Genomic DNA, 21,814 nt, shown 5'->3' with positions numbered 1-21,814 from the left:
ATAGTACATTTTGTGTTTTTATTTCTCTAAAGTGGATGTTTTTATAAAAAATAGACGTAATATTTTTATTTCAATTTAAAACAAAGTCTTATTTGTTTTACCATCATTGATAATTATTAATAGGATAATTTATAGCAGCATTTAGTGTATATGGAAGCACTGTGGCGACTCACCCTGCCAGCAGATCCGATGACATCAAATCTAATGGTGATTAGCGTATCTTTTCTGGTGTTTATGCGTAAAACTTCGTGCGCACGAAATTTTAGCGGCTAAAATGCCTTGTCACCACCAATACACAAATGGCTTGTTGCTGACCGGAAACGCGATCCCGTCAGGATCACGTCCAATCACGAATGTAAAGCACCTTTAACCATTACGCCTCTTTGCCATGATTTTTCTGAGTGAGATGCTATTTTCCTCTACAATGAACTTTCCAGCCCTCAATCAGGCCGACATCTATGGCAAGACTGACTCAGAAAGACATGACGGAAAGTGAGCAACGTCAACTTAAAACCCTGCTCGATCAGGAAAGAAAAAAACACGGACGTCCGCTTACTAATTCTGAAAGTAATCATATCAAAGACGATTATATCGATAAGCTGATGAAAGAACGGGAAATTATTGCGAAACAAGCGCGCGCCGAGAAAAAAAAGAACAAATTTAAACCGGATGTCTCCGCCACCTATGAATGGTCGTCCAGTACCAATTTACGGGGACGCCGCCGTTAGACCTAGGTAAAGAAAATTTTCTGGTTTATTGGAAATGATTGACTCAGGTGGCTGCGGAATCTGCCGCCTGAGTAAATAACATATCAATATGATTTTCCAGATGGGTTTTCACGGCCTTGATGGGTTGATTGTAGGTGAGACTGATTATGAACATCATTTATCCTTATTTCTTGATGGGTATATAAACGTAATTCCAAAGTCTATGCCTTAAATATTTGTTAGTTTTGCCCCTTCTTTAAGCATTTGATTCGCCATCATTAGCACTAAAGTATACCCTGTCGCAGATTACACACTATTTTCTACCGTAGGCATCTATTACAAAAGGTCTCTTTTGCGTGACAAAATTATTTTTACGTAGTGGGAGTTTGGATGATTTTCTGGCTCTGGGCGAAAATGGACAGCCAGTTTATGCATCAGCGCTTCAGTTACGGGAAACATTACGTCTCAGGAAACAGCAACAGATAGCGGATTGTCTGGCTATCCCCCAACCTAATGAAAGTGGCGATCGCATTGACTGGTATTCACCGATTGAAGGAAAAGTTACTTCGTGGATTGCTGCCAGTGAAGACGAACGAGCCAATGCACTGAAGCTACTCGAAACGTATCAGTCTGCCGTCGCCGGTATCAGCCAACGGGCGCAATACGCAGAAAAACCCGGCCAAAAGCTTTTTGGCGTGTTACTGGCCAAGTCTATACAGTTTCCAGGCCCCAACCACGTTTATCTGGTTGATGGCAAACCGATATTGACCTTCTGGGGGTTTGTTAACCTCGATAAAAAATCCCGGTCTGACGCACTGGATTGTTTACGTCTGGTGGAAAAAGAAGCTGAACCTGTTTTCGCACCAGCGCCGGTCAATGCTGCCCCCCCTGCTGCTTCGATCGCGCCGCCTACGCCACAGCCTAAACCTGTAGTGAAACCAGAGGTCATTCCAGAATCCGACGTAGTGGTATCCAACCGCAGTCAAGGGCGGCGCTTGTGGTGGTTATTCCCCGCCGCTGCCCTGTTGGCGGTTCTGTCGCTACAGATCTATGGGTGGATTTCTAATCTGGGTGATACACCTGAGCCATTGGCGGCGGCGGTAAAACCAGAAAAGCGGGTTTTACCGGCTTCGGCTCAAACGCCGGAACCGGAACCGCAAGCGAATAATGAAACCGCTGCTTCTGTGGAAACCGTGGCGGTTGAACCTGTGGACGTTAAAACAGCACCGGTTGAAACCGTCCCCACTGCTCCATCAGTTGATGTCGAGCCGCAAGAGACGGCATCAAAACAAGAGTCGGTTGCCGAGCCTGTAATCCCTGGGGAAATACCGGTTGCTCCTCCTGCCACGGTTAGTAAAGACGATCTGGTCATGCCAGCGGATGCGGTGAGGATGGGATCAGTCAATTTCCTTAATGGGAACTGGCGCGTTTCAGTAGATGCTAAAACCCCCATTACCGTGACTGGCCGCCCGCCAAGCCTGAGATATCAGATTAAAAATGGCAAGGGTACGGCAAGAATTACTCATGGCGATGGCGTTACTTGCCGTGCGGATATTGAAGCTGGATTGATGAGCTCCGGTAATCTGGTGATCAACAGCCGATATAGAGCACGTTGCAGTGATAATACAAGATTCCAGATGCCTGAGATTGTATGTAAACAAAGCACGGCAGGCATTGCAGAGTGTACCGGTCGCTATAACGCTGATGCGGTCTTCCCCATGACGATAAAGCGCGAGAGTAAATAACAATGCTGGCGACGATCACGGATTACAAACAGAGAATTACGCTTATTCAAAACAGCGGCATTCAATTTCTGGATTTTGCCTTGAAGCCGGAATTAACCGCAGAGCGTCCTAATAAGTTTGTGCGTAAAAGCGCCAATGGGCCGTTGCTGCGCCTGATTTATAACGAGCATGCTGATAAATATCTACTCCCATCGCCGACGGGTGCGCCGCCAGAAGTGGTAAAACCTGAACTGAGCATCCCGCTTGAGCAATCACTGACGTTGCTGGAAAAAATCTGGCTGCCACTGCCCTTCTTCCGTTTTAACCCGCCGCGAACGTTTATGGGCGGGCCGGATAACTGGGCGCGGATGCAGGTTTTAGCACTGAATACGCCGGATCAGGATGGTAATACCCATCGGATATGCCTGGCTTTTGATACCAAAGTTTATCCCGAGGGGCACGAATATGAGTCCCTGGCGCCGAATGCCAATGACATTAAAACCGGCGTCAGCTTTGCTCTGGCCTACCACAGTGATGAACTGGGGGAGTTTCTAGATCTGACCTGGGTCGATGGCTGGCTGCGTGAAGTCTTTACCCAGCAAGCGGCCAAACTGGAAAATCGTCATGAAAGAGACATTAAAATCGCACTCAGAGGATTTGAATATCAGGCTCATTATATGAATTTACTGGATATGCTGGGTAATCAGCTATCCGTGCCGGAAATACGCATTAATGCCAGTACGCTTCAGGAACCCGCCGTTAATGTCGATCTTATTCTTGACGTGGGTAATTCCCACACCTGCGGCATTTTAGTTGAAGATCATGCAGATGAAAGCAACGGTTTAAAGCAGACATACGAACTGCAACTGCGCGATCTGAGCGAACCTCATTACCTGTACAACGAATTGTTTGAAAGCCGGGTTGAATTTGCCCAGGCTAAATTTGGCAAGCAAAACTTCTCCGTTGAAAGTGGCCGCGATGATGCGTTCATCTGGCCTTCGATTATCCGTGTTGGTCGTGAAGCCAGTCGAATGGCGCTGTTGCGTCAGGGGGCGGAAGGCTCAACCGGCATTTCCAGTCCACGCCGTTATCTGTGGGATGAAGAGAGTTATGCGCCAGGCTGGCGCTTTAGTCAGCCCGAAACGAATGCCATGACCGAACCGCTGGCGACAGCAATGCCGCTGACCATCTTGCTCAATGATGAAGGTCAGCCGCTGTACAATCAGCCGTTTGAGGAACGTTTGCCGGTTTTTTCTCCACACTATAGCCGCAGCTCAGTTATGACATTTATGCTGTCTGAATTGCTGTTACAAGCATTGATGCAGATGAATAGTGCTGCACAGCGACTGAAAATGATCCACACCACGGCGCCGCGTCTGCTTCGCAACATTATTCTTACCCTGCCCTCCGCCATGCCGAAGCCCGAGCGTGAAATTTTCCGTCGCCGGATGGATGAAGCAATCGCTCTGGTATGGAAATCGATGGGTTGGCATCCGTTAGACGATGATTTCACCACCCCTGAAGACAAACAAAAAAGCCGTATTCCGGTGCCAGACGTGCAGATCGAGTGGGATGAAGCGACCTGTGGGCAAATGGTGTATCTGTACAACGAAGCGCAGGTCAATTTCGGTGGCCGGGCGGAAGATTTTTTTGCCAGTATGGCCCGCCCGGATAAAGAATTTTCAGAGGACGAACCTGCAGGGAAAACATTACGGATTGCGTCCATTGATATCGGCGGCGGTACGACAGATTTAGCCATCACGCAATATTTATTGGATGATGGCATCGGCAGTAATGTCAAAATCATTCCGCGTTTGCTGTTCCGTGAAGGGTTTAAAGTTGCGGGCGACGATATTCTGCTGGATGTTATTCAGCTTTATGTTTTACCGGCGTTACAGTCGGCGTTGAAAACCGCAGGAATGATCAGCCCTGACGTGTTGATGGCGAAGCTGTTTGGCAATGAAGGGCGAATAGACGGGCAGCTCACGTTACGTCAGCAAGTCACGTTACAGATTTTCATCCCTATCGGGCGGTCGATTCTGGAGGCGTATGAACGTTTCGACCCACTGGATACCAGCGCCGAAATAGAGTCCACTTTTGGCGAACTGCTGGATCAGCATCCGACGCAGAAGGTGCTGGAGTACCTCAACACCGAGGTGCAGCGCGAACTTCCGGCTGATGACAATCCGTTTGATATTTTACAGGTGCCGTTCATCCTCAAGTTGAGCAAACTACATGGGGAATTTTTATCCAGTCGGATGAACATCACCCAGAACCTGCGTTTAATGTCTGAGGTTGTCTCTCTCTATTCCTGCGATGTGTTGCTGTTAACCGGGCGCCCTTCCCGTTTCCCTGGAATACAGGCCCTGTTCCGGCACTTGCAACCGTTGCCGATTAACCGAATGCTGTCGCTGGACGGCTATCACACCAATGACTGGTATCCGTTTAATAAACGTGGTCGGATTGATAATCCGAAATCCACCGCGGCAGTGGGGGCCATGCTTTGTCTGTTGGCGCTTGACCTGCGGTTGCCGGGCTTCTACTTTAAAGTCGGCGATTTCCAGCCCTATTCAACCATCCGTTACCTGGGAATGATGGACAGCAACAACGCCCTGACCACTGACAATGTCTATTACAGCGACATTGATCTGGATGCGCCAGACTTCGAACTTGACCCCAACGACAGTTTCCAGGTGCGAGGATCGCTTTGTCTTGGTTTCCGCCAGCTTGACAACGAACGCTGGCCAGCCTCCTCCCTGTATATTCTATCGATAGTCGATCAGGAACTGGCAAGAAAAGTGGTTGGCGACAGTATTCTTCGCGTCAGGCTGGCCGTGACTAAAGGAGACGATCAGGCCAGTCCTGAACGCTTTGAAATAGCAGACGCGGTTCTGGAAGATGGCAGTCGTGTTCCAGTACACCATTTACGCCTCAAATTGAACACATTAGCGGCTAACGACTCAGGAGCAACCCATTATTGGATCGATAGTGGGAGTGTATTTAGAAAATGAAACCATTAACGCCTAAACAACTGTCAAGCCGACTCAATAGCCAGCTACAGGCCGTAGCACAAGGGGTTGATCAGGCGATCGACTGGATAGAAACCACTCGCCAAAATGCGCCGCGGCTGGATATTGAAGCGGACAGACTGATCGTTAAACTGCGTCGTAATCGCAATAAAGCCAAACACCTGTCCAATGTGGCGCTAAAAGAGATCGCCATTGGTTTCTTCGGTCTGTCGCAGGCAGGAAAATCTTACCTGATTTCCGCACTGGCCGCAGGAGAGAATGGTAAACTGGAAACGGCTCTTGAAGGACAACAGTTTGATTTTCTTACCCATATTAATCCTGCTGATCAATCCACCACGCTGGTTACCCGCTTTAGCCGTCAGGCAGGCGTAAAAAATAAATCCTTCCCGGTGCAGTTGCTGCTCTTCAGCGAAGTGGATATCGGCAAGATTATGGCCAACGCCTTTCTGCACGAACTCAATCAGGAGTTTGAGGAGCTTGACGAACAGCACATCGCTGAACATTTGAAAATGCTGTTGATGCACCGCCAGCCAGAGCCGGTTGCAGGAATGAGTTCGGATGAGGTTGTCGCATTGTGGGACTATCTGGCTCGCCATGACGCTAAACGGCAAAAGCAACTGGAAACACATTTCTGGCCTGTCGCAGTCGAACTTGCGCCTTATCTTAGCGTTGACGATCGTGCGCAACTGTTCTCGGTACTCTGGGGGGATCGCACAGATCTGACGGCAGCCTACCGCCATTTCTCCCATACCTTGCAGCACCTTTCAGGCGCTCATAAAGTATTGGCCCCGATCCGGGTGTTAGTGGATGAAGCCCTGCGTCCCGTAAATGGAATAATTAACGGGGCGGCATTGGAACGCCTTAACACAGTTAATGATGTTAGTGTTTCGGTGCGCCCGGTATTGAACGGACGTGCAGGCAAAGCGGTTGAGTTATCGCAGGCTGAACTGACGATGCTGGCTGCCGAATTGCTGATCCCTTTGCATTCTCCTACTCGTGAAGCGCTGTTTGAGCAGGTCGATATTCTGGATTTTCCCGGTTTCGGTGATACGCCAGAGTTAGCAGACCAACAGCAGACGGAACAACAAGGGAAAATTGATATTCATCCCCTGGCGCATACGCTCTTGCGGGCAAAGCGCGCTTATCTGCTGGAACGTTACACCGATAATCAGGAAATGAATTTGCTGATGGTGTGTACCGCCGCAGGCAAACGCTCCGATGTAAAGGCCGTAGGCAAGGCATTGGATTACTGGGTTAAACAAACTCAGGGCGAAAACGCACAGGTTCGCAGCCGTCGTAAACCGGGATTGATCTGGGCTGTAACCAAGTTTGATCGACGCATTACGCACGGGCAAAACCACGACGCCGCTGTGCAGCGTTATGTCGGCAACCCCGGTGATGCTTGGGGCACAATGCTGGCAATGGATAAACGGGGCGTAAGTCGTATGGCGGCCTGGCTGGGTACGGAAGTTCACCGCGAAGTGAAACTTGGGCGTATCAGCGAACAACTGAGCGAAATCCAGCGTGAACTGGGTGATAACCTGCTGGGCAATTGGTATCAGCCAGCGGGTACAGATGATCCGGCAAAAAAACAGCGTATCGCTGAAACCCTGCTTAAATCATTGCAAACCCGCACCGGCGTACATGGTGAGTTGCTTGAACGCTTATTGCCTTCACGCGACGAACTGCGCCGCCTCTATCTGAAACAGCAGGTTAAACCAGGTTATGGCAATTACCATCAGGATGCAGACGAACTTGGCGCGCCGTTAACCGGTTCTGAAACTTTTGGCATTGGGATCGAAATCGATCTGTTTGCTGACGAGCCGATCGAGCTCGATCAGCCCACCTCGCCTGTTCAGGCGCTCGATCATGGTTATGAAGCGGAATATGCCCACAATGTTTATCGATATTGGATAAACCATCTGCGCAGCCTGCCGGAAAACGCGCCGTTGGTAGATCTATTGGGAGTAGCTAAAGCAACCATTGAAACGCTGGTGGAAGAACTTATTACCGCGAGTATTCGGTTGAATATAGAAGACGCGCTGGTCGGTATGTTGGTGGATACTGAACAGTTGGGCGTACATCGTGAAAGTAAAGCAGACCGTCAGGTGTCGCGTGTTCTCACTGTGCTGGGGGACTTTGTAGCCTGGCTGGGATTTCAGCAGAGAGATGAAGCGCTGCGCCCTGCCAGCCGCATCAATCGTGGTCACAAAATTTTCGCCAAGCCTGAAAAACAGGCCGTGAATTGGGGTGCATCACAGCGGCTAACCAAACTGGCGCTCACGCCGACCAACAACACGGCCTTTTATATTTATGACTGGCTGGTCGGTCTGAATGAAATGATTGTACAAAATGCGGGATATTCTGCCGGACGTGAAGTCAGTACAGCGCAACGTGAACAATTGGCCGTCATATTGAATTTGATTAAGCCTGCCGAAAAATGAAACCCGGTATTCTCCGGTTGAAAACCGGAGAATACCCTGGCAAAAACCATACTTTGTTTTCGATAATTCACTGTGTTTATTGGGGAACAGCCCATCAGATGTGCTACCACTCTTCGAACTACTCTCCTCAATCCGAGTCGAAAAGCCCCTCAGTGCTGAAATAAATGTGATCTGGCGTCATCAGCAAATTGACATGGTCATCAGCATTGATATCCTCGCAAATATTAGGGTGCAACCGCACACCCTGGATATTAAATTCATGACGTAGCGAGAGCATAATTCTTTCTTTTTCCGCAGTGCTTAGTTGGGGATCTGCTGACATTGCGCCGCCGATAAGATACATTTTTGAACAACGAGCCCCTTGCGCATCCATTTTATTCCTTAATTCCTGTAAGGCTTCAGCAGGCTCTTTGTCAATTCCCGTATAGTGGCTGACACCCAGGATTATTTCATTCTGTCCAGTCATCCCTCTGGCGCATATCCCGATGCACGTGGAGAGTCCTTGTGTCCCGATCCAATCGAAACCATCACGCGAGGTGTTGATTACTTCACATTCATCCAGATCGACACTCTTAATCTTTTTTCCTTGTATATTAGGTAATTGTGATTCATCGACTTCCTGTATTTCACGGGATGAGAAAAGATCTACATACTGCCTTTCCAATTGACGAAAAGGTTCGGTATCTCGTTGGGTCAGTCGTGATGAATCAGAATAGTTTCCACTACACGGTTCCGCATCGGAGTGATCACTCTTTCCATCAACGGAATCATAAGCGGTATTTCTCAAACTATCAGAAATAGTGAGATTAACGGGCATGTTGCAATATCCTCATATTAGATAACTATCTCCCGTGGCAGAGATAATGTTAATTTAGTCGGCATAGAGCATTTAAAAAATGCTGTAGTGGCTAATAGTTTTAGTGAACAGAACAACCTCATGGAACAGGTTTGGCTGGAAACTATCAATGGATAAGTTGGTTTTATAAAAAATTGGTTCCAGTAAAAAACTGAGGAATTGGCACGAGTGCCGTTCCATGAATCTGCGCCAGAAAAAGCCTGTAACGCTAGTTGCGGATGATTTAATTGTTAAAACGTACATTTATTCAGGAATGACGCAAAAGCTATAATTAGCTCACTATTTATTGGTGTGTTAGAAGGCTTACCGGACTTATCACGAGCGATAAAAGCTGTTAAAATTGACCAATATCAATTATCGCCTGAGCAAAGTTTATGATACCGGAAAAGCGAATTATCCGACGCATCCAGTCCGGCGGTTGTGCGATCCACTGCCAGGATTGCAGCATCAGTCAACTCTGTATCCCATTTACTTTAAATGAGCACGAGCTTGATCAGCTCGATAATATCATTGAAAGGAAAAAGCCTATCCAGAAGGGACAAGCTCTGTTCAAAGCTGGCGACGAATTGAAATCTTTATACGCTATCCGCTCCGGTACGATTAAGAGTTATACCATCACCGAACAGGGTGATGAGCAGATAACCGGCTTTCATTTAGCAGGTGATCTGGTCGGCTTTGATGCCATTGGCAATGCACAACATCCCAGCTTTGCTCAGGCGTTAGAAACATCAATGGTGTGTGAAATTCCATTTGAAACGCTGGACGACCTTTCCGGGAAAATGCCAAATCTGCGTCAGCAAATGATGCGCCTGATGAGTGGTGAAATTCGTAGCGATCAGGATATGATCCTGCTGTTGTCGAAGAAGAATGCAGAGGAACGTCTGGCGGCGTTCGTTTATAACCTGTCCCGCCGTTTTGCCGAGCGTGGTTTTTCTCCCCGCGAATTCCGATTAACCATGACCCGTGGTGATATTGGTAACTATCTGGGGTTAACGGTAGAAACCATCAGCCGTTTGCTTGGCCGTTTTCAGAAAAGCGGGATGCTTGCCGTGAAAGGTAAATACATCACCATTGAAAATGTTAACGCGCTCTCCGAACTTGCTGGCGCCTCTGTGAATAAATCCTAATCTGTTGCCGGATCGGTGAATATCTTATTTTATCAATCCGGCCTTCATCATCTGTTGTCCAAAGCGATTCCATTGGGTACTCTTAATTTACAGACTGTGAATTAACAGCTGTTTGGAGGACCTATGGCAAAGTATCAGAACTTACTTGTAGCTATTGACCCGAATCAGGATGACCAACCAGCGCTGCGTCGGGCGGTTTATCTGGTTCAGCGACTGGGCGGTCGTATCAAGGCATTTCTGCCTATTTATGATTTTTCTTATGAAATGACCACCCTGCTGTCTCCAGACGAACGGACGGAGATGCGTCAGGGCGTAATTCAGCAGCGTACCGAATGGATTACGGAACAATGCAAATATTACCTTGATGCGGGCGTATCGATAGACATTAAAGTGGTCTGGCACAATAAGCCATTTGAAGCCATCATCCAGGAGGTCATCGCCGGGCAGCATGACCTTTTACTGAAAATGGCGCATCAGCATGATCGATTGGAAGCGGTTATTTTCACGCCCACCGACTGGCAGCTATTACGTAAATGCCCTTGTCCAGTGTGGATGGTCAAAGATCAGCCCTGGCCGGAAGAGAGCCGTGCGCTGGTTGCCGTCAACCTGTCCAGTGAAGATCCTTATCACGACCCCCTTAATATCAAGCTGGTATCAGAAACGCTGGAGTTGGCTGAACAGGTTAATCAAACTGAAGTTCATCTTGTCGGGGCTTATCCGGTCACCCCGATTAATATCGCGATTGAACTGCCTGATTTTGACCCCGGCGTCTACAACGACGCGATTCGCGGGCAGCACCTTATTGCCATGAAAGCATTGCGCCAGAAATTCAATCTGGATGAACGTGTAACGCATGTAGAGAAAGGGTTGCCGGAAGAAGTTATTCCCGACCTGGCGGAACATTTACAGGCGGGAGTCGTGGTGTTAGGGTCACTTGGCCGAACCGGTCTTTCTGCCGCATTTATCGGTAATACGGTGGAGCATGTGATTGACCACCTGAAGTGCGATCTGCTGGCGGTTAAACCGGATGATTTTGTCTCTCCTATTATTCTGGAAGAGGAAGACGATGATAAAAAATAGTATTAGCCTCTGAATAAACAAAGGGGCGACAATCGCCCCTTTGTTTCGTTGGTATCAAACCCGGTATTACAGTGCTTTCAGAATCGCTTCTACGCTATCTTTGGCATCACCAAATAACATCTGCGTATTTTCTTTGAAGAATAAGGGGTTCTGAACACCGGCATAACCCGTATTCATAGAGCGCTTAAACACGATGACGTTCTGTGCTTTCCACACTTCCAGCACTGGCATCCCCGCAATCGGGCTGTGCGGATCTTCCTGCGCTGCCGGGTTCACTGTGTCATTCGCACCAATAACCAACACGGTATCGGTGTCGGTGAAATCATCATTGATTTCATCCATTTCCAGCACGATGTCGTAAGGCACTTTCGCTTCGGCCAGCAGAACATTCATATGGCCCGGCAAGCGGCCAGCGACCGGGTGGATGCCAAACCGGACATTAATACCTCGGGCACGCAGTTTAGCGGTGATATCATGTACCGGGTATTGAGCCTGCGCTACCGCCATGCCATAACCAGGAGTGATAATTACCGAAGTCGAGTTCTTGAGTAAGTCAGCGACCTCTTCTGCTGAAGCCTCGCGGTACTCGCCCATTTCCTCGCTTTCACCTGTGGAAGAACCATCAGTACCAAAACCACCGGCAATCACACTGATGAAAGAGCGGTTCATTGCCTTACACATGATGTAAGACAGAATCGCCCCGGAAGAACCCACTAACGCGCCGGTTACAATCAGCAGGTCATTGCTTAACATAAAGCCTGCGGCGGCGGCGGCCCAACCGGAATAGGAGTTCAGCATGGAAACCACAACCGGCATATCGGCTCCGCCGATGGAAGCGACCAAATGCCAGCCAAACACCAACGCAATCGCCGTCATTAACAGTAAAGCAATAGCCTGCAATGCCACACTGCCGGTATTAACAAACACCAGAAGCAGCAGGAAAGACACGAGCAGCGCCGCCAGATTCATTTTGTGGCGGTGAGGCAGCATCAGCGGCTTGGATGAAATGATGCCACGCAATTTGCCAAAGGCGACAATCGAACCGGTAAAGGTTACCGCACCAATGAAGATACCCAGAAAGACTTCCGTCAAATGGATATTCACCATCACCGGATCGGTAATTTCACCATGATCAAGAAAGCTGTTAAACCCGACCAGTACGGCGGCAAGCCCCACAAAACTATGGAGAATGGCAACCAGCTCTGGCATTTCAGTCATTTCGACTTTACGCGCCAGATAGACGCCGATCGTGCCGCCAATCACCATGGCAACGATAATCCAGCCAATGTTCCCGGCATCAGGCCCCAGGATTGTGGCGATCAGCGCAATCGCCATCCCGACAACGCCGAAAATATTCCCCTGACGGGAGGTTTCGTGCTTGGACAAACCCGCCAGACTAAAAATAAACAAAATCGCGGCAACAATGTATGCAGCTGTCACTAATCCACCAGACATATGTTACCCCTTAGTTTTTGCGGAACATTTTCAGCATACGCTGAGTGACGGTGAAACCACCGAAAATATTGATGCTGGCAATTAATACGGCAATAAAGGAAAAGAAAGATACCCAACCGCCGTGACCAATTTGCAACAATGCCCCTACAACGATAATGCCCGATATCGCATTGGTTACCGACATTAATGGCGTATGCAACGCATGACTGACATTCCACACCACGTAGTAACCCACCACGCAAGCCAGAGCGAACACGGTAAAGTGTGACAGAAACTCTTTAGGCGCAACATTTGCCAACCATCCAAACAGCAGGATCGCAATCGCAAGGAAAACATATTTCTTCCACGGCGAAGCAGGCTTGGCCTCTTCTTTAGCCGCAGCAGCGGCAGGTTTTGCCTGTTGTGGTTGGGCAGAAACCTGAATCGGCGGCGCAGGCCAGGTTATTTCACCATTCTTGATTACCGTTACGCCGCGAATGACGTTGTCTTCAAAGTCAACGTCAATCTCGCCATTCTTCTCTTTGCATAACAACTTCAGCAGATTAACCAGGTTGGTTCCGTAAAGTTGGGAAGACTGGGTTGGCAGGCGGCTGGGTAGATCAGTGTAACCGATAATTTTGACGCCGTTTTCCGTTACCGTAACCTGATCGGCAACGGTTAGCTCACAGTTACCCCCCGTTTGCGCGGCCAGGTCGACAATCACGCTACCGGATTTCATGCTCAAAACCATATCTTCGGTAATCAGACGCGGCGCGGGTTTTCCCGGAATAAGCGCAGTGGTAACAATGATATCCACTTCTTTTGCCTGTGCGGCAAACAATTCCATTTCCGCTTTGATGAACGCTTCTGACATGACTTTGGCGTAGCCATCACCGCTGCCGGCTTCTTCTTCAAAATCAAGCTCCAGGAACTCGGCGCCCATACTTTTGACCTGCTCCTTAACTTCAGGGCGAGTATCAAAAGCACGCACAATAGCACCCAAACTTCCGGCCGCGCCGATAGCGGCCAGACCGGCAACACCGGCACCAATAATCATGACTTTGGCAGGCGGTACTTTACCGGCCGCCGTAATCTGTCCGGTGAAGAAACGGCCAAACTCATGGGCGGCTTCTACAATGGCACGATAACCCGCAATGTTTGCCATTGAGCTGAGTGCATCCATGGACTGGGCACGGGAGATACGAGGAACCGAGTCCATCGCCAGTACCGTAACCTGACGGGCCGCCAGTTTTTCCAGTAACTCAGGGTTTTGCGCAGGCCAGATAAAGCTGACGATTGTACTCCCCGCTCGGGTAAGCTCAATTTCATCTTCGAGCGGCGCATTGACCTTCAGGACAATGTCCGATTGCCAGACTTCTGTGCCCTCTGCAATTGACGCTCCAACCTCTGTATAAGCCGCATCGTCAAAACTGGCAAGTTTCCCCGCCCCACTTTCTATCGAGACCTCAAAGCCAAGTTTCAGCAACTGTTCAACCGTTTTCGGCGTTGCTGCAACCCGTGCTTCATTGGTCAACCGTTCTCTTGGAACACCAATTCGCATACTGATTCCCTTTTTCGCTTATTTTTAACGAAGGTTATTATAGTCACCCCACCGGTAATATGAATCAGCCGAGACTTATTGCACCCTTATTTGTTCCCGACGAATTTGTCACTCGGTTGCCGCGTTACAAGGCTCATTAATGAGCCTTGCCCGTAAAGGGCCAACGCTTTGGGTTGTTCATGTCCTACAACGAACTATTTCGGGTATATCTCTTTAAGCAAATTCACATATAACCTACTGAAAATGTGATCGATGATCCATACATAAAACGAATTTCATATAAAAGCCGAGTTATCATAGGCATTACGCGCTCTTTTTGGTCAGAAATCACGCTTACCTTGCTCTTTTGTAGCATTATTATTGAAGTATTATTCTGGGCTATTTCACAAAAATCATGTGTTACGGGCTTGTTAATACACACAACCTATATAAATATCCCTTATAAAGGCTAAATAATCATTAACCGTTATTATTAGCGGTTTTCCTTATCCCCTCAGCGAAAATAACTTCGGCGTATATTTTAAAATGCTAAAGCGTGAAGGTTTATTCCGTGCGATAATCGGCGGCTATTCTGTTACATCTTGATTGCTAAGTACGTTGTAAAACATATGCGTCAGGCGAAAGGATTTATTATGAAGCTGAAAACCACTGTTATTGCCTCCACGTTACTTTCATTAGCTGCATTTTCAGCACAGGCAGCGCAGGAACTCACGCCAGAGCAGGCTGAATCATTACAGCCATTTGAGCGTATTACCATTATGGGCCTTTTTAACACCATCAGCGACGCGGTCGCCGCAGCGTCAAAGCGTGCGGATAAACACGGTGCTGACGCTTTTTATATTCAGGGAATGACAGATGTGAACTCCCGCGGCAACCTGAACGTCACCGTCGATCTCTATCATAAAGATGCGCCTAAAGTGAGCAAAGAGATCAAATACCGCACCTTTCGTGGCATTAAAGAACTACCGAAAGATGTCGCCCACAGTCTGGAGCCATTCGATACGGTTACCGTAGGGGGGCTCTTCCGCAGCCAACCAGACCTGAATGATGCCATTGCCAAAGCGGCAAAAGAGAAAAATGCAGACGCTTTCTACATTGTACGTCAGGTTGATACTAATTCCGATGGCGGCAATCAAACGGCAACGGCCTATATCTACAAAGCCGATGCGCCAAAACGTCAGGTTCAAAGTACCGACCTTATTCCTGCCGATTCTGATGCCGGCAGAGCTGCCTTAGCCGCAGGCGGCGCCGAAGCGGCCAAGGTTGAAATTCCTGGTGTTGCCAATTCAGGCAGCCCAAGCCGCAATATCGGTAATTTCTTTGAAACACAGTCATCAAAAGGTGGCCGCTACACCATTACGCTATCGGATGGCACTAAAATCGAGGAATTAAATAACGCGACTGCTGCGCAGATGGTGCCATTTGATTCGATCACCTTCCGCGGAAATTACACCAATATGACCGAGGTATCTGAAGCCGTCGCCAAACGTGCCGGAAAAAAAGGCGCCAAGTATTATCACATCACCAGGCAGTGGCAAGACAAAGGCACCAACATGACCATCAGTGCTGACTTGTACAAATAACGGTAACGATAAAGACAAAAAACCCGCGATATGCGGGTTTTTTTACAGCGATGATAAACTGATATCCGCCTGGTATTTATCGCTTAGTTGCTGGTATCCAGTTCAGGGAAACTTTTTACCAGCGAGTCAATGGCTTTAATCTGTTTCAGGAACGGTTCCAGCTTATCCAACGGCAGTGCGGAAGGGCCATCACATTTCGCATTAGCCGGATCGGGATGCGCTTCAATAAATAACCCCGCCAGCCCTACCGCCATACCCGATCTTGCTAACTCTGCCACCTGAGCACGACGGCCTCCAGACGCTGCGCCAAAAGGATCGCGACATTGCAACGCATGAGTGACATCGAAAATTACCGGCGAACCGTTAGAAACCTGTTTCATGACATTAAAGCCAAGCATATCCACAACCAGGTTATCGTAGCCAAAGTTGCTGCCGCGATCGCACAGAATCACCTGATCATTGCCGCCTTCGATAAATTTATCGACGATATTGCCTATCTGCCCCGGACTGACAAATTGTGGCTTTTTCACATTAATCACCGCGCCGGTTTTCGCCATGGCTTCAACCAGATCGGTTTGACGAGCCAAAAAGGCGGGTAACTGAATCACATCAACGACATCAGCAACCGGCTGTGCCTGATGTGCTTCATGCACGTCAGTAATGATTTTTACACCAAAGGCCTGCTTCAATTCCTGAAAAATCTTCATCCCTTCTTCCAGGCCAGGTCCACGGTAAGAATGAATGGAAGAGCGGTTGGCTTTGTCAAACGAAGCCTTGAACACATATGGAATACCCAGCTTCTGCGTTACCGTAACGTAATGCTCGCAGATACGCATCGCCAGATCACGTGATTCAAGCACATTCATGCCACCAAACAATACAAAAGGCAGATCGTTGGCGACAGGGATATCCCCTATCTTGACCACTTTGTTCGTCATGCTTTTACCTTAATGTCGGATAAATCAACGTTAAAAAAATTAAAGATGCATTAATGCAAAATGATGTGTTTTTGCTCTATTGAGTGAATCTGGACTTTGATCATTTCACTCACCGGATCTTCCGGGCATTGCTCAACAAAATAGCTAAGATCGGACAGCGCGATATGGTCACAGTCCAACTGAGCATAAATCAGACCGCGATCGCGGATTTCATACGGGTCCTCAGGATCAAACTGCAACACCGCTTCACTGGCTCTCAAGGCCAGCTCCATCTGCTTTTCTTCCATCAGGGCGACTTTCAACGTATCCAGCATTTTACGTACAATCAGCACATTCTCAGCTTCATCAAGGTCTTCATCCATCAACTGTGATGAAGGGCCAATATTGCCTTTAAGCCACACTTCCAGTACATGTTCACTCAAGGTGTCGCCATTTAATGGATTGATCAACCACATTTCTTCATCCAGCCAGTCAGCGCGTAAAATTAATTGGGTCGGGAAAATGACCGGCATCAGTGGAAGCCCAAGCTCATGGGCGATATGCAGGAAAATAATGCCAAGAGAAACAGGCATCCCCTGCCGGGACTCCAGCACTTTATCCAGCCACAAAACATCAGTAAGCCGATAAACGCCGCTGGCCCCGCCAAAACCCCAGGTGTGAAAGAAAAGCTCAATGAGTTTCTCAAGTTGCAGATCCTGTTCAAGATCATCGGCGATAACCGCACGGGCATCGTCAACTAACTGTTGCAGATTTTTCCGCACATCCTGGGCGGGAAAGTCACGGCGAATAGCCAGTGAAACTAATACGATACCTTCACTTAACAGTGAACGATTGAATTCAAAATCAGCAATAGAACTCATAGTTATTCCATCAGCAGCGGTAACTTAGTAAGCGAGATCTGCATAACCAGATAAAAACATACTAAGGCAAGTATAAATGCCAGCCATCGCACATTCTGGCTGCGTTGACGTTTCCCCAGGGCAATTGAGCCAAGGAGGATATAAATAATAACGCCAAACAGTTTTTCCGTCAGCCAGCTTTGCTCTGCGGTAAACGGATAGACGTGGTTAAGGAAGATCAAACCGACACCGCTGAGTAATAATAAGGTGTCATTTATATGCGGCAGTATCTTAACCCAACGTTGCCGTAACATGGGGGATTGTCGGCATAACCAGAAAAATCGCAAAACAAACAAAAAAATGCTGGCGCCGATGGTCGCCATATGCAGATAGGCAAATCCCAAAAAGAGTGCCACTCGAGTTTCCTCCTGAATAATCATTTATCTAGCGCTTTTGGCCATTGCCCCAACGAAACGCGATCGTTGCTTCCATAATCCTGACAGGTTTCTATCCGTTCAAACCCTCTGTCACGCAGCAGTTCACGCACTGCCGCACCCTGTTGCCACCCATGTTCCAGCAATAACCAGCCGTCAGGCAGTAAATGACCGACAGCGTTTTCAATAATAAAACGCAGGTCTGCCAATCCTTCCTCGGCGGCCACTAATGCACTGGCTGGCTCAAAACGAACATCCCCCTGGGACAGATGCACATCATCGGCGTCAATATAAGGCGGGTTACTGACGATAAGCGCGAAACGTTCTTGCGACAGTGATGAAAACCAGTCACTCAATAAAAAACGGGCATTGGTAATGCTCAGTTGATCGGCATTATGTATCGCCAGATCGACAGCGTCCGGCTGGATATCCACGCCTGTCACCCGACAATCCGGGCGCTCACTGGCAAGCGCCAGCGCAATCGCTCCCGTGCCGGTGCCTAAATCCAGTATAGAAGACGGCCTGGATGGCAGGCGTTGCAACGCCTGTTCAACCAGACACTCAGTATCAGGACGTGGGATCAGCGTGGCAGGCGATACCGAAAGAGACAGCGACCAAAACTCGCGTTCCCCTGTCAGATAGGCGATGGGTTCGCCATTAATTCGCCGTATCAGTAATTCATCCAATTGCTGTTGTTCGGCGTCTGTCAGGAGGGTTTCACCGAACGCCAGCAAAAATGTTCGCCCTTTGCCGGTGACGAAGCTCAGTAATACTTCCGCATCCCGCTTCGGATTTCCCCCCGTCGCCAGGCGTTCAATGGCCGATGTCAACCATGTTTGGTAGTTCATTACTCTTGCTCGGAAAGCGCAGCAAGCTGGTCAGCCTGATATTCCTGAACCACAGGTTGAATCAGCATATCCAGTTTACCTTCCATTGCCTCATCCAGACGGTAGAGCGTGAGGTTAATGCGGTGATCGGTCACCCTTCCCTGTGGGAAGTTATAGGTACGAATACGATCCGAGCGATCGCCGCTACCGAGCAGGTTCCGGCGGGTAGAGGCTTCTTCCTGCTGGCGCTTGTGCATTTCCGCCGCACGGATTCTTGCCCCCAGCACCGACAATGCCTTCGCCTTGTTCTTGTGTTGGGAGCGTTCATCCTGACATTCAACCACAATACCTGTCGGCAAGTGAGTAATACGGATAGCGGAATCGGTGGTGTTAACATGCTGTCCACCGGCGCCCGATGAACGGAACGTATCGATACGCAGGTCGGCTGGGCTGATCTCTGGCAGTTCGGCTTCCGGTATTTTCGGCATGACCGCCACGGTGCACGCCGAGGTGTGAATACGCCCCTGCGATTCGGTCGCGGGAACACGCTGTACACGGTGGCCGCCGGACTCAAATTTGAGCTGGCCGTAGACGCCATCACCGGAAACTTTTGCAATCACTTCTTTATAGCCGCCATGCTCACCCTCGCTGGCGCTCATGATTTCAACCCGCCAACGGCGGGTTTCGGCGTATCGGCTGTACATGCGGAAAAGATCGCCGGCAAAAATAGCGGCCTCATCCCCGCCAGTACCGGCCCGTACCTCAAGGAAACAACCACGTTCATCATCGGGATCTTTCGGCAACAGAAGTACCTGAAGTTGCTGCTCCCGCTCTTCACTGGCGATTTTTGCCTGTTTTAACTCTTCCTGAGCCATTTCGCGCATTTCCGCATCATCCAGCATCATTTCTGCGGTTTGTATGTCTTCCTGTATCTGCTGCCATTGTTGGAAACAGCGAGTAATATCAGTGAGCTGCGCGTATTCGCGGGACAACGCACGAAAGCGGTCCATATCAGCGACCACGCTCTGCTCACCGAGTAACGCCTGAACTTCCTCATGGCGTTCTTGTAACGCTTCCAGTTTAGCAACAATAGAAGGCTTCATGCGGGCTGTTAAATCCTGTTAATAGAGATGAATGCTAGTCCAGCCCAAGGCTGTCACGTAAAATTTGTAAACGATCAAGATCGCCGTCGCGAGCGGCCTGTTGAAGAGATTTGGTAGGAGCATGGATCAAACGATTGGTTAAGCGGTGCGTCAACTCCTGAATGACCGCTTCAACATCATTCCCCTGCTGGATGGCCGCAAGTGCCCTGGCCGTCATTTCCGCACGCAGTTCATCTGCCTGAGCCCGGTAATCACGAATGGTTTCGACCGCAGATTGCGCTCGCATCCAGGCCATAAAGTCAGAGCTTTCCTGCTGAACGATCGACTCTGCCTGAATGGCGGCGGCTTTACGTTGAGCAAGATTGTGCTGAATGATGGCGTGTAAATCATCAACGCTGTAGAGATAGACGTTAGGCAATTTGCCGACTTCCGGTTCAATATCACGCGGGACGGCAATATCCACCATCAACATTGGCTGATTGCGTCTTGCTTTCAGCGTTCTTTCCATCATTCCTTTTCCAATAATCGGTAATGTGCTGGCGGTTGAGCTTATCACGATATCAGCATGAACAAGCTGTTCATCCAGTTCAGACAGCGTAATTACCTCAGCCCCCACCTCTGTCGCCAGGGCCTGAGCACGTTCGTGGGTGCGGTTCGCAATCACCATGCGATGCACCTGATGCTCGCGAAGGTGACGGGCAACCAATTCGATGGTCTCCCCGGCGCCAACCAATAATACATTAACGTCGGCAAGGGACTCAAAAATCTGGCGCGCCAGCGTACAGGCGGCAAACGCCACAGAAACCGCACTGGCGCCGATGTCCGTTTCGGTACGCACCCGCTTGGCCACAGTAAATGATTTTTGGAATAACCGCTCCAGCTCACCAGACAGGGAACGTCCGCGCTGTGATTCTGCAAACGCTTTTTTCACCTGTCCCAGAATCTGAGGTTCACCCAATACCAGTGAATCCAGACCGCTGGCAACCCGCATCAAATGGCTGACCGCAGCATTGCCCTGATGCCAGTACAGACTGTTGCTGACATCATCAGGATTCAGCTGATGGTATTGACACAACCACTCAATCAGTTGCTCACGCTGGATTCCCTGTTCTTCAACACTAAGGTACAGTTCAGTACGGTTACATGTAGACAGCAGCACGCCGCCTTGCACCATAGGTTGTTGCAGCAGGCTATTCAGGGCCTGCCCCAGCGCATCCGGCGAGAAAGCAACGCGTTCCCGCAAAGAGACAGGCGCAGTTTTGTGATTAATACCAAGCGCGAGCAGGGTCATTGAACAATTCTTGAGTAATACCGATATTAGTATGGGTTTCGACTGAATCGCATTCTACTTGATGCCGGGAAGCAAGAAAAGCGACAGCGCACGTTGCTCTCCATCCGAGGTATATACTCTACAGTGAAAAACGACAAACGTTGACGCTGAACAGCAAGCCCGTTAGCGTGACCATACTGTGATACTAAATCTGATTTATAGGAACTGAGCGACATGCCACTAAATACCGCCCGTTGCCTGCGGCTCCTGCCGTTAGCCAGTCTTCTGCTGGTTGCCTGTAGCCTTCACCAGCCCCCTTCTCCGGGCAAAAGTCCGACATCGCCAGAGTGGCAACGGCACCAGCAAAGTGTACAACAATTGAGCCAATATCAGACACGCGGTTCCTTTGCCTATATCTCTGATAGCAAAAAACTATATGCCCGTTTTTTCTGGCAGGAGTCATCATCGCAGCGTTATCGTCTGTTGCTGACCAACCCGCTTGGCAGCACCGAGCTGGAACTGAATGTACAGCCAGACAGCGTACAGATTACTGACAATCAGGGTAAGCGCTATGTTGGCAAAGATGCCGAATATATGGTGCAACAACTGACGGGTATGGCGATCCCGCTGAATAATCTGCGCCAGTGGATTCTGGGCTTGCCGGGAGAAGCGGACGATTTCTCCCTCGACGATCAGTATTTGCTTAATAAATTAACCTATCGTCAGGGTAACCAAAACTGGACCGTAAGCTATCAAAGTTACAACCGGAAGGTTAATCCGCCATTACCAGAGAACCTTGAACTTACGCAGGGCGAACAGCGTATTAAGTTAAAGATGGATAACTGGACGGTAAAATAA

At 49.0% G+C, this 21,814-nt stretch carries 17 protein-coding genes; 8 read left to right on the top strand and 9 right to left on the bottom strand.

The features are described 5' to 3' along the window. Positions 1–458: 458 nt before the first annotated feature. The 4 genes from BIY29_RS11945 (at position 459) to BIY29_RS11930 (ending at position 7,904) form a co-directional block, all read left to right on the top strand. A complete protein-coding gene (locus BIY29_RS11945; RefSeq protein WP_121575348.1) occupies positions 459–728 on the top strand; it encodes a YjbD family protein in 270 nt (89 codons plus the stop codon). Between the two features lie 335 nt (positions 729–1,063). Next, positions 1,064–2,452 (top strand): SrfA family protein, encoded by a 1,389-nt coding sequence (locus BIY29_RS11940; protein WP_121575347.1) that lies wholly within the window; start codon positions 1,064–1,066, stop codon positions 2,450–2,452. Positions 2,453–2,454: 2 nt separating this feature from the next. After that, positions 2,455–5,442, top strand: coding sequence for a virulence factor SrfB (locus tag BIY29_RS11935; protein ID WP_121575346.1), 2,988 nt, complete (start codon positions 2,455–2,457; stop codon positions 5,440–5,442). Then, entirely contained in the window at positions 5,439–7,904 is a 2,466-nt protein-coding gene (locus BIY29_RS11930) for a putative virulence factor (RefSeq protein ID WP_121575345.1), read from the top strand. Before BIY29_RS11935 ends, BIY29_RS11930 begins: the two co-directional genes overlap by 4 nt. Before the next feature lie 127 nt (positions 7,905–8,031). Here BIY29_RS11930 and xopAK read toward each other — a convergent pair whose 3' ends face one another. Then, on the bottom strand, positions 8,032–8,721 hold the full coding sequence (gene xopAK / locus BIY29_RS11925; protein ID WP_121575344.1) for a XopAK family type III secretion system effector: 690 nt from the start codon (positions 8,719–8,721) through the stop codon (positions 8,032–8,034). Between the two features lie 413 nt (positions 8,722–9,134). Between xopAK and BIY29_RS11920 the strand changes: the two genes are divergently transcribed. Together BIY29_RS11920 and uspE are read left to right on the top strand one after the other, a co-directional pair. Then, positions 9,135–9,887 (top strand): FNR family transcription factor, encoded by a 753-nt coding sequence (locus tag BIY29_RS11920; RefSeq protein WP_121575343.1) that lies wholly within the window; start codon positions 9,135–9,137, stop codon positions 9,885–9,887. 123 nt (positions 9,888–10,010) lie between these two features. Beyond that, the gene (gene uspE, locus BIY29_RS11915; RefSeq protein WP_121575342.1) at positions 10,011–10,967 is read left to right on the top strand and encodes a universal stress protein UspE; all 957 of its coding nucleotides are present in this window, start codon (positions 10,011–10,013) and stop codon (positions 10,965–10,967) included. Positions 10,968–11,033: 66 nt separating this feature from the next. On the opposite strand, the gene pntB is transcribed toward uspE, so the two are convergent. Continuing rightward, a complete protein-coding gene (gene pntB / locus BIY29_RS11910) occupies positions 11,034–12,422 on the bottom strand; it encodes a Re/Si-specific NAD(P)(+) transhydrogenase subunit beta (RefSeq protein WP_121575341.1) in 1,389 nt (462 codons plus the stop codon). Between the two features lie 10 nt (positions 12,423–12,432). Then, positions 12,433–13,962 (bottom strand): Re/Si-specific NAD(P)(+) transhydrogenase subunit alpha, encoded by a 1,530-nt coding sequence (gene pntA, locus BIY29_RS11905; protein ID WP_121575340.1) that lies wholly within the window; start codon positions 13,960–13,962, stop codon positions 12,433–12,435. 632 nt (positions 13,963–14,594) lie between these two features. Here pntA and ydgH point away from each other — a divergent pair. Further along, entirely contained in the window at positions 14,595–15,545 is a 951-nt protein-coding gene (gene ydgH, locus BIY29_RS11900) for a DUF1471 family protein YdgH (RefSeq protein ID WP_121575339.1), read from the top strand. Between the two features lie 83 nt (positions 15,546–15,628). Here ydgH and kdsA read toward each other — a convergent pair whose 3' ends face one another. From kdsA to hemA, 6 genes are read right to left on the bottom strand one after another with little or no spacing between them, the layout of a single operon-like run. After that, complete coding sequence (gene kdsA, locus BIY29_RS11895) at positions 15,629–16,483, bottom strand: 3-deoxy-8-phosphooctulonate synthase (RefSeq protein ID WP_121575338.1); 855 nt, start codon at positions 16,481–16,483, stop codon at positions 15,629–15,631. Between the two features lie 50 nt (positions 16,484–16,533). Then, positions 16,534–17,343: an invasion regulator SirB1 gene (sirB1, locus tag BIY29_RS11890; protein ID WP_121575337.1), complete on the bottom strand. Its 810-nt coding sequence runs from the start codon at positions 17,341–17,343 to the stop codon at positions 16,534–16,536. Between the two features lie 2 nt (positions 17,344–17,345). Continuing rightward, a complete protein-coding gene (locus tag BIY29_RS11885) occupies positions 17,346–17,762 on the bottom strand; it encodes a SirB2 family protein (RefSeq protein WP_121575336.1) in 417 nt (138 codons plus the stop codon). After that, on the bottom strand, positions 17,759–18,604 hold the full coding sequence (gene prmC, locus BIY29_RS11880; RefSeq protein WP_121575335.1) for a peptide chain release factor N(5)-glutamine methyltransferase: 846 nt from the start codon (positions 18,602–18,604) through the stop codon (positions 17,759–17,761). The genes BIY29_RS11885 and prmC overlap by 4 nt, the downstream gene beginning before the upstream one ends. Then, positions 18,604–19,686 carry a peptide chain release factor 1 gene (gene prfA, locus BIY29_RS11875; protein WP_121575334.1) on the bottom strand — a complete coding sequence of 361 codons (1,083 nt, stop codon included), beginning with the start codon at positions 19,684–19,686 and terminating at the stop codon, positions 18,604–18,606. Before prfA ends, prmC begins: the two co-directional genes overlap by 1 nt. A gap of 34 nt (positions 19,687–19,720) precedes the next feature. After that, entirely contained in the window at positions 19,721–20,977 is a 1,257-nt protein-coding gene (gene hemA / locus BIY29_RS11870) for a glutamyl-tRNA reductase (RefSeq protein ID WP_121575333.1), read from the bottom strand. A 213-nt stretch (positions 20,978–21,190) separates the two neighbouring features. Between hemA and lolB the strand changes: the two genes are divergently transcribed. Further along, the gene (lolB, locus tag BIY29_RS11865) at positions 21,191–21,814 is read left to right on the top strand and encodes a lipoprotein insertase outer membrane protein LolB (protein WP_121575332.1); all 624 of its coding nucleotides are present in this window, start codon (positions 21,191–21,193) and stop codon (positions 21,812–21,814) included.

Source organism: Brenneria alni, assembly GCF_003666245.1.
In the GTDB taxonomy this organism is placed as follows: Bacteria; Pseudomonadota; Gammaproteobacteria; order Enterobacterales; family Enterobacteriaceae; genus Brenneria; species Brenneria alni.
Note: the sequence above shows the minus strand (reverse complement) of the source record. Positions and strands in the feature narration are given on the sequence as shown.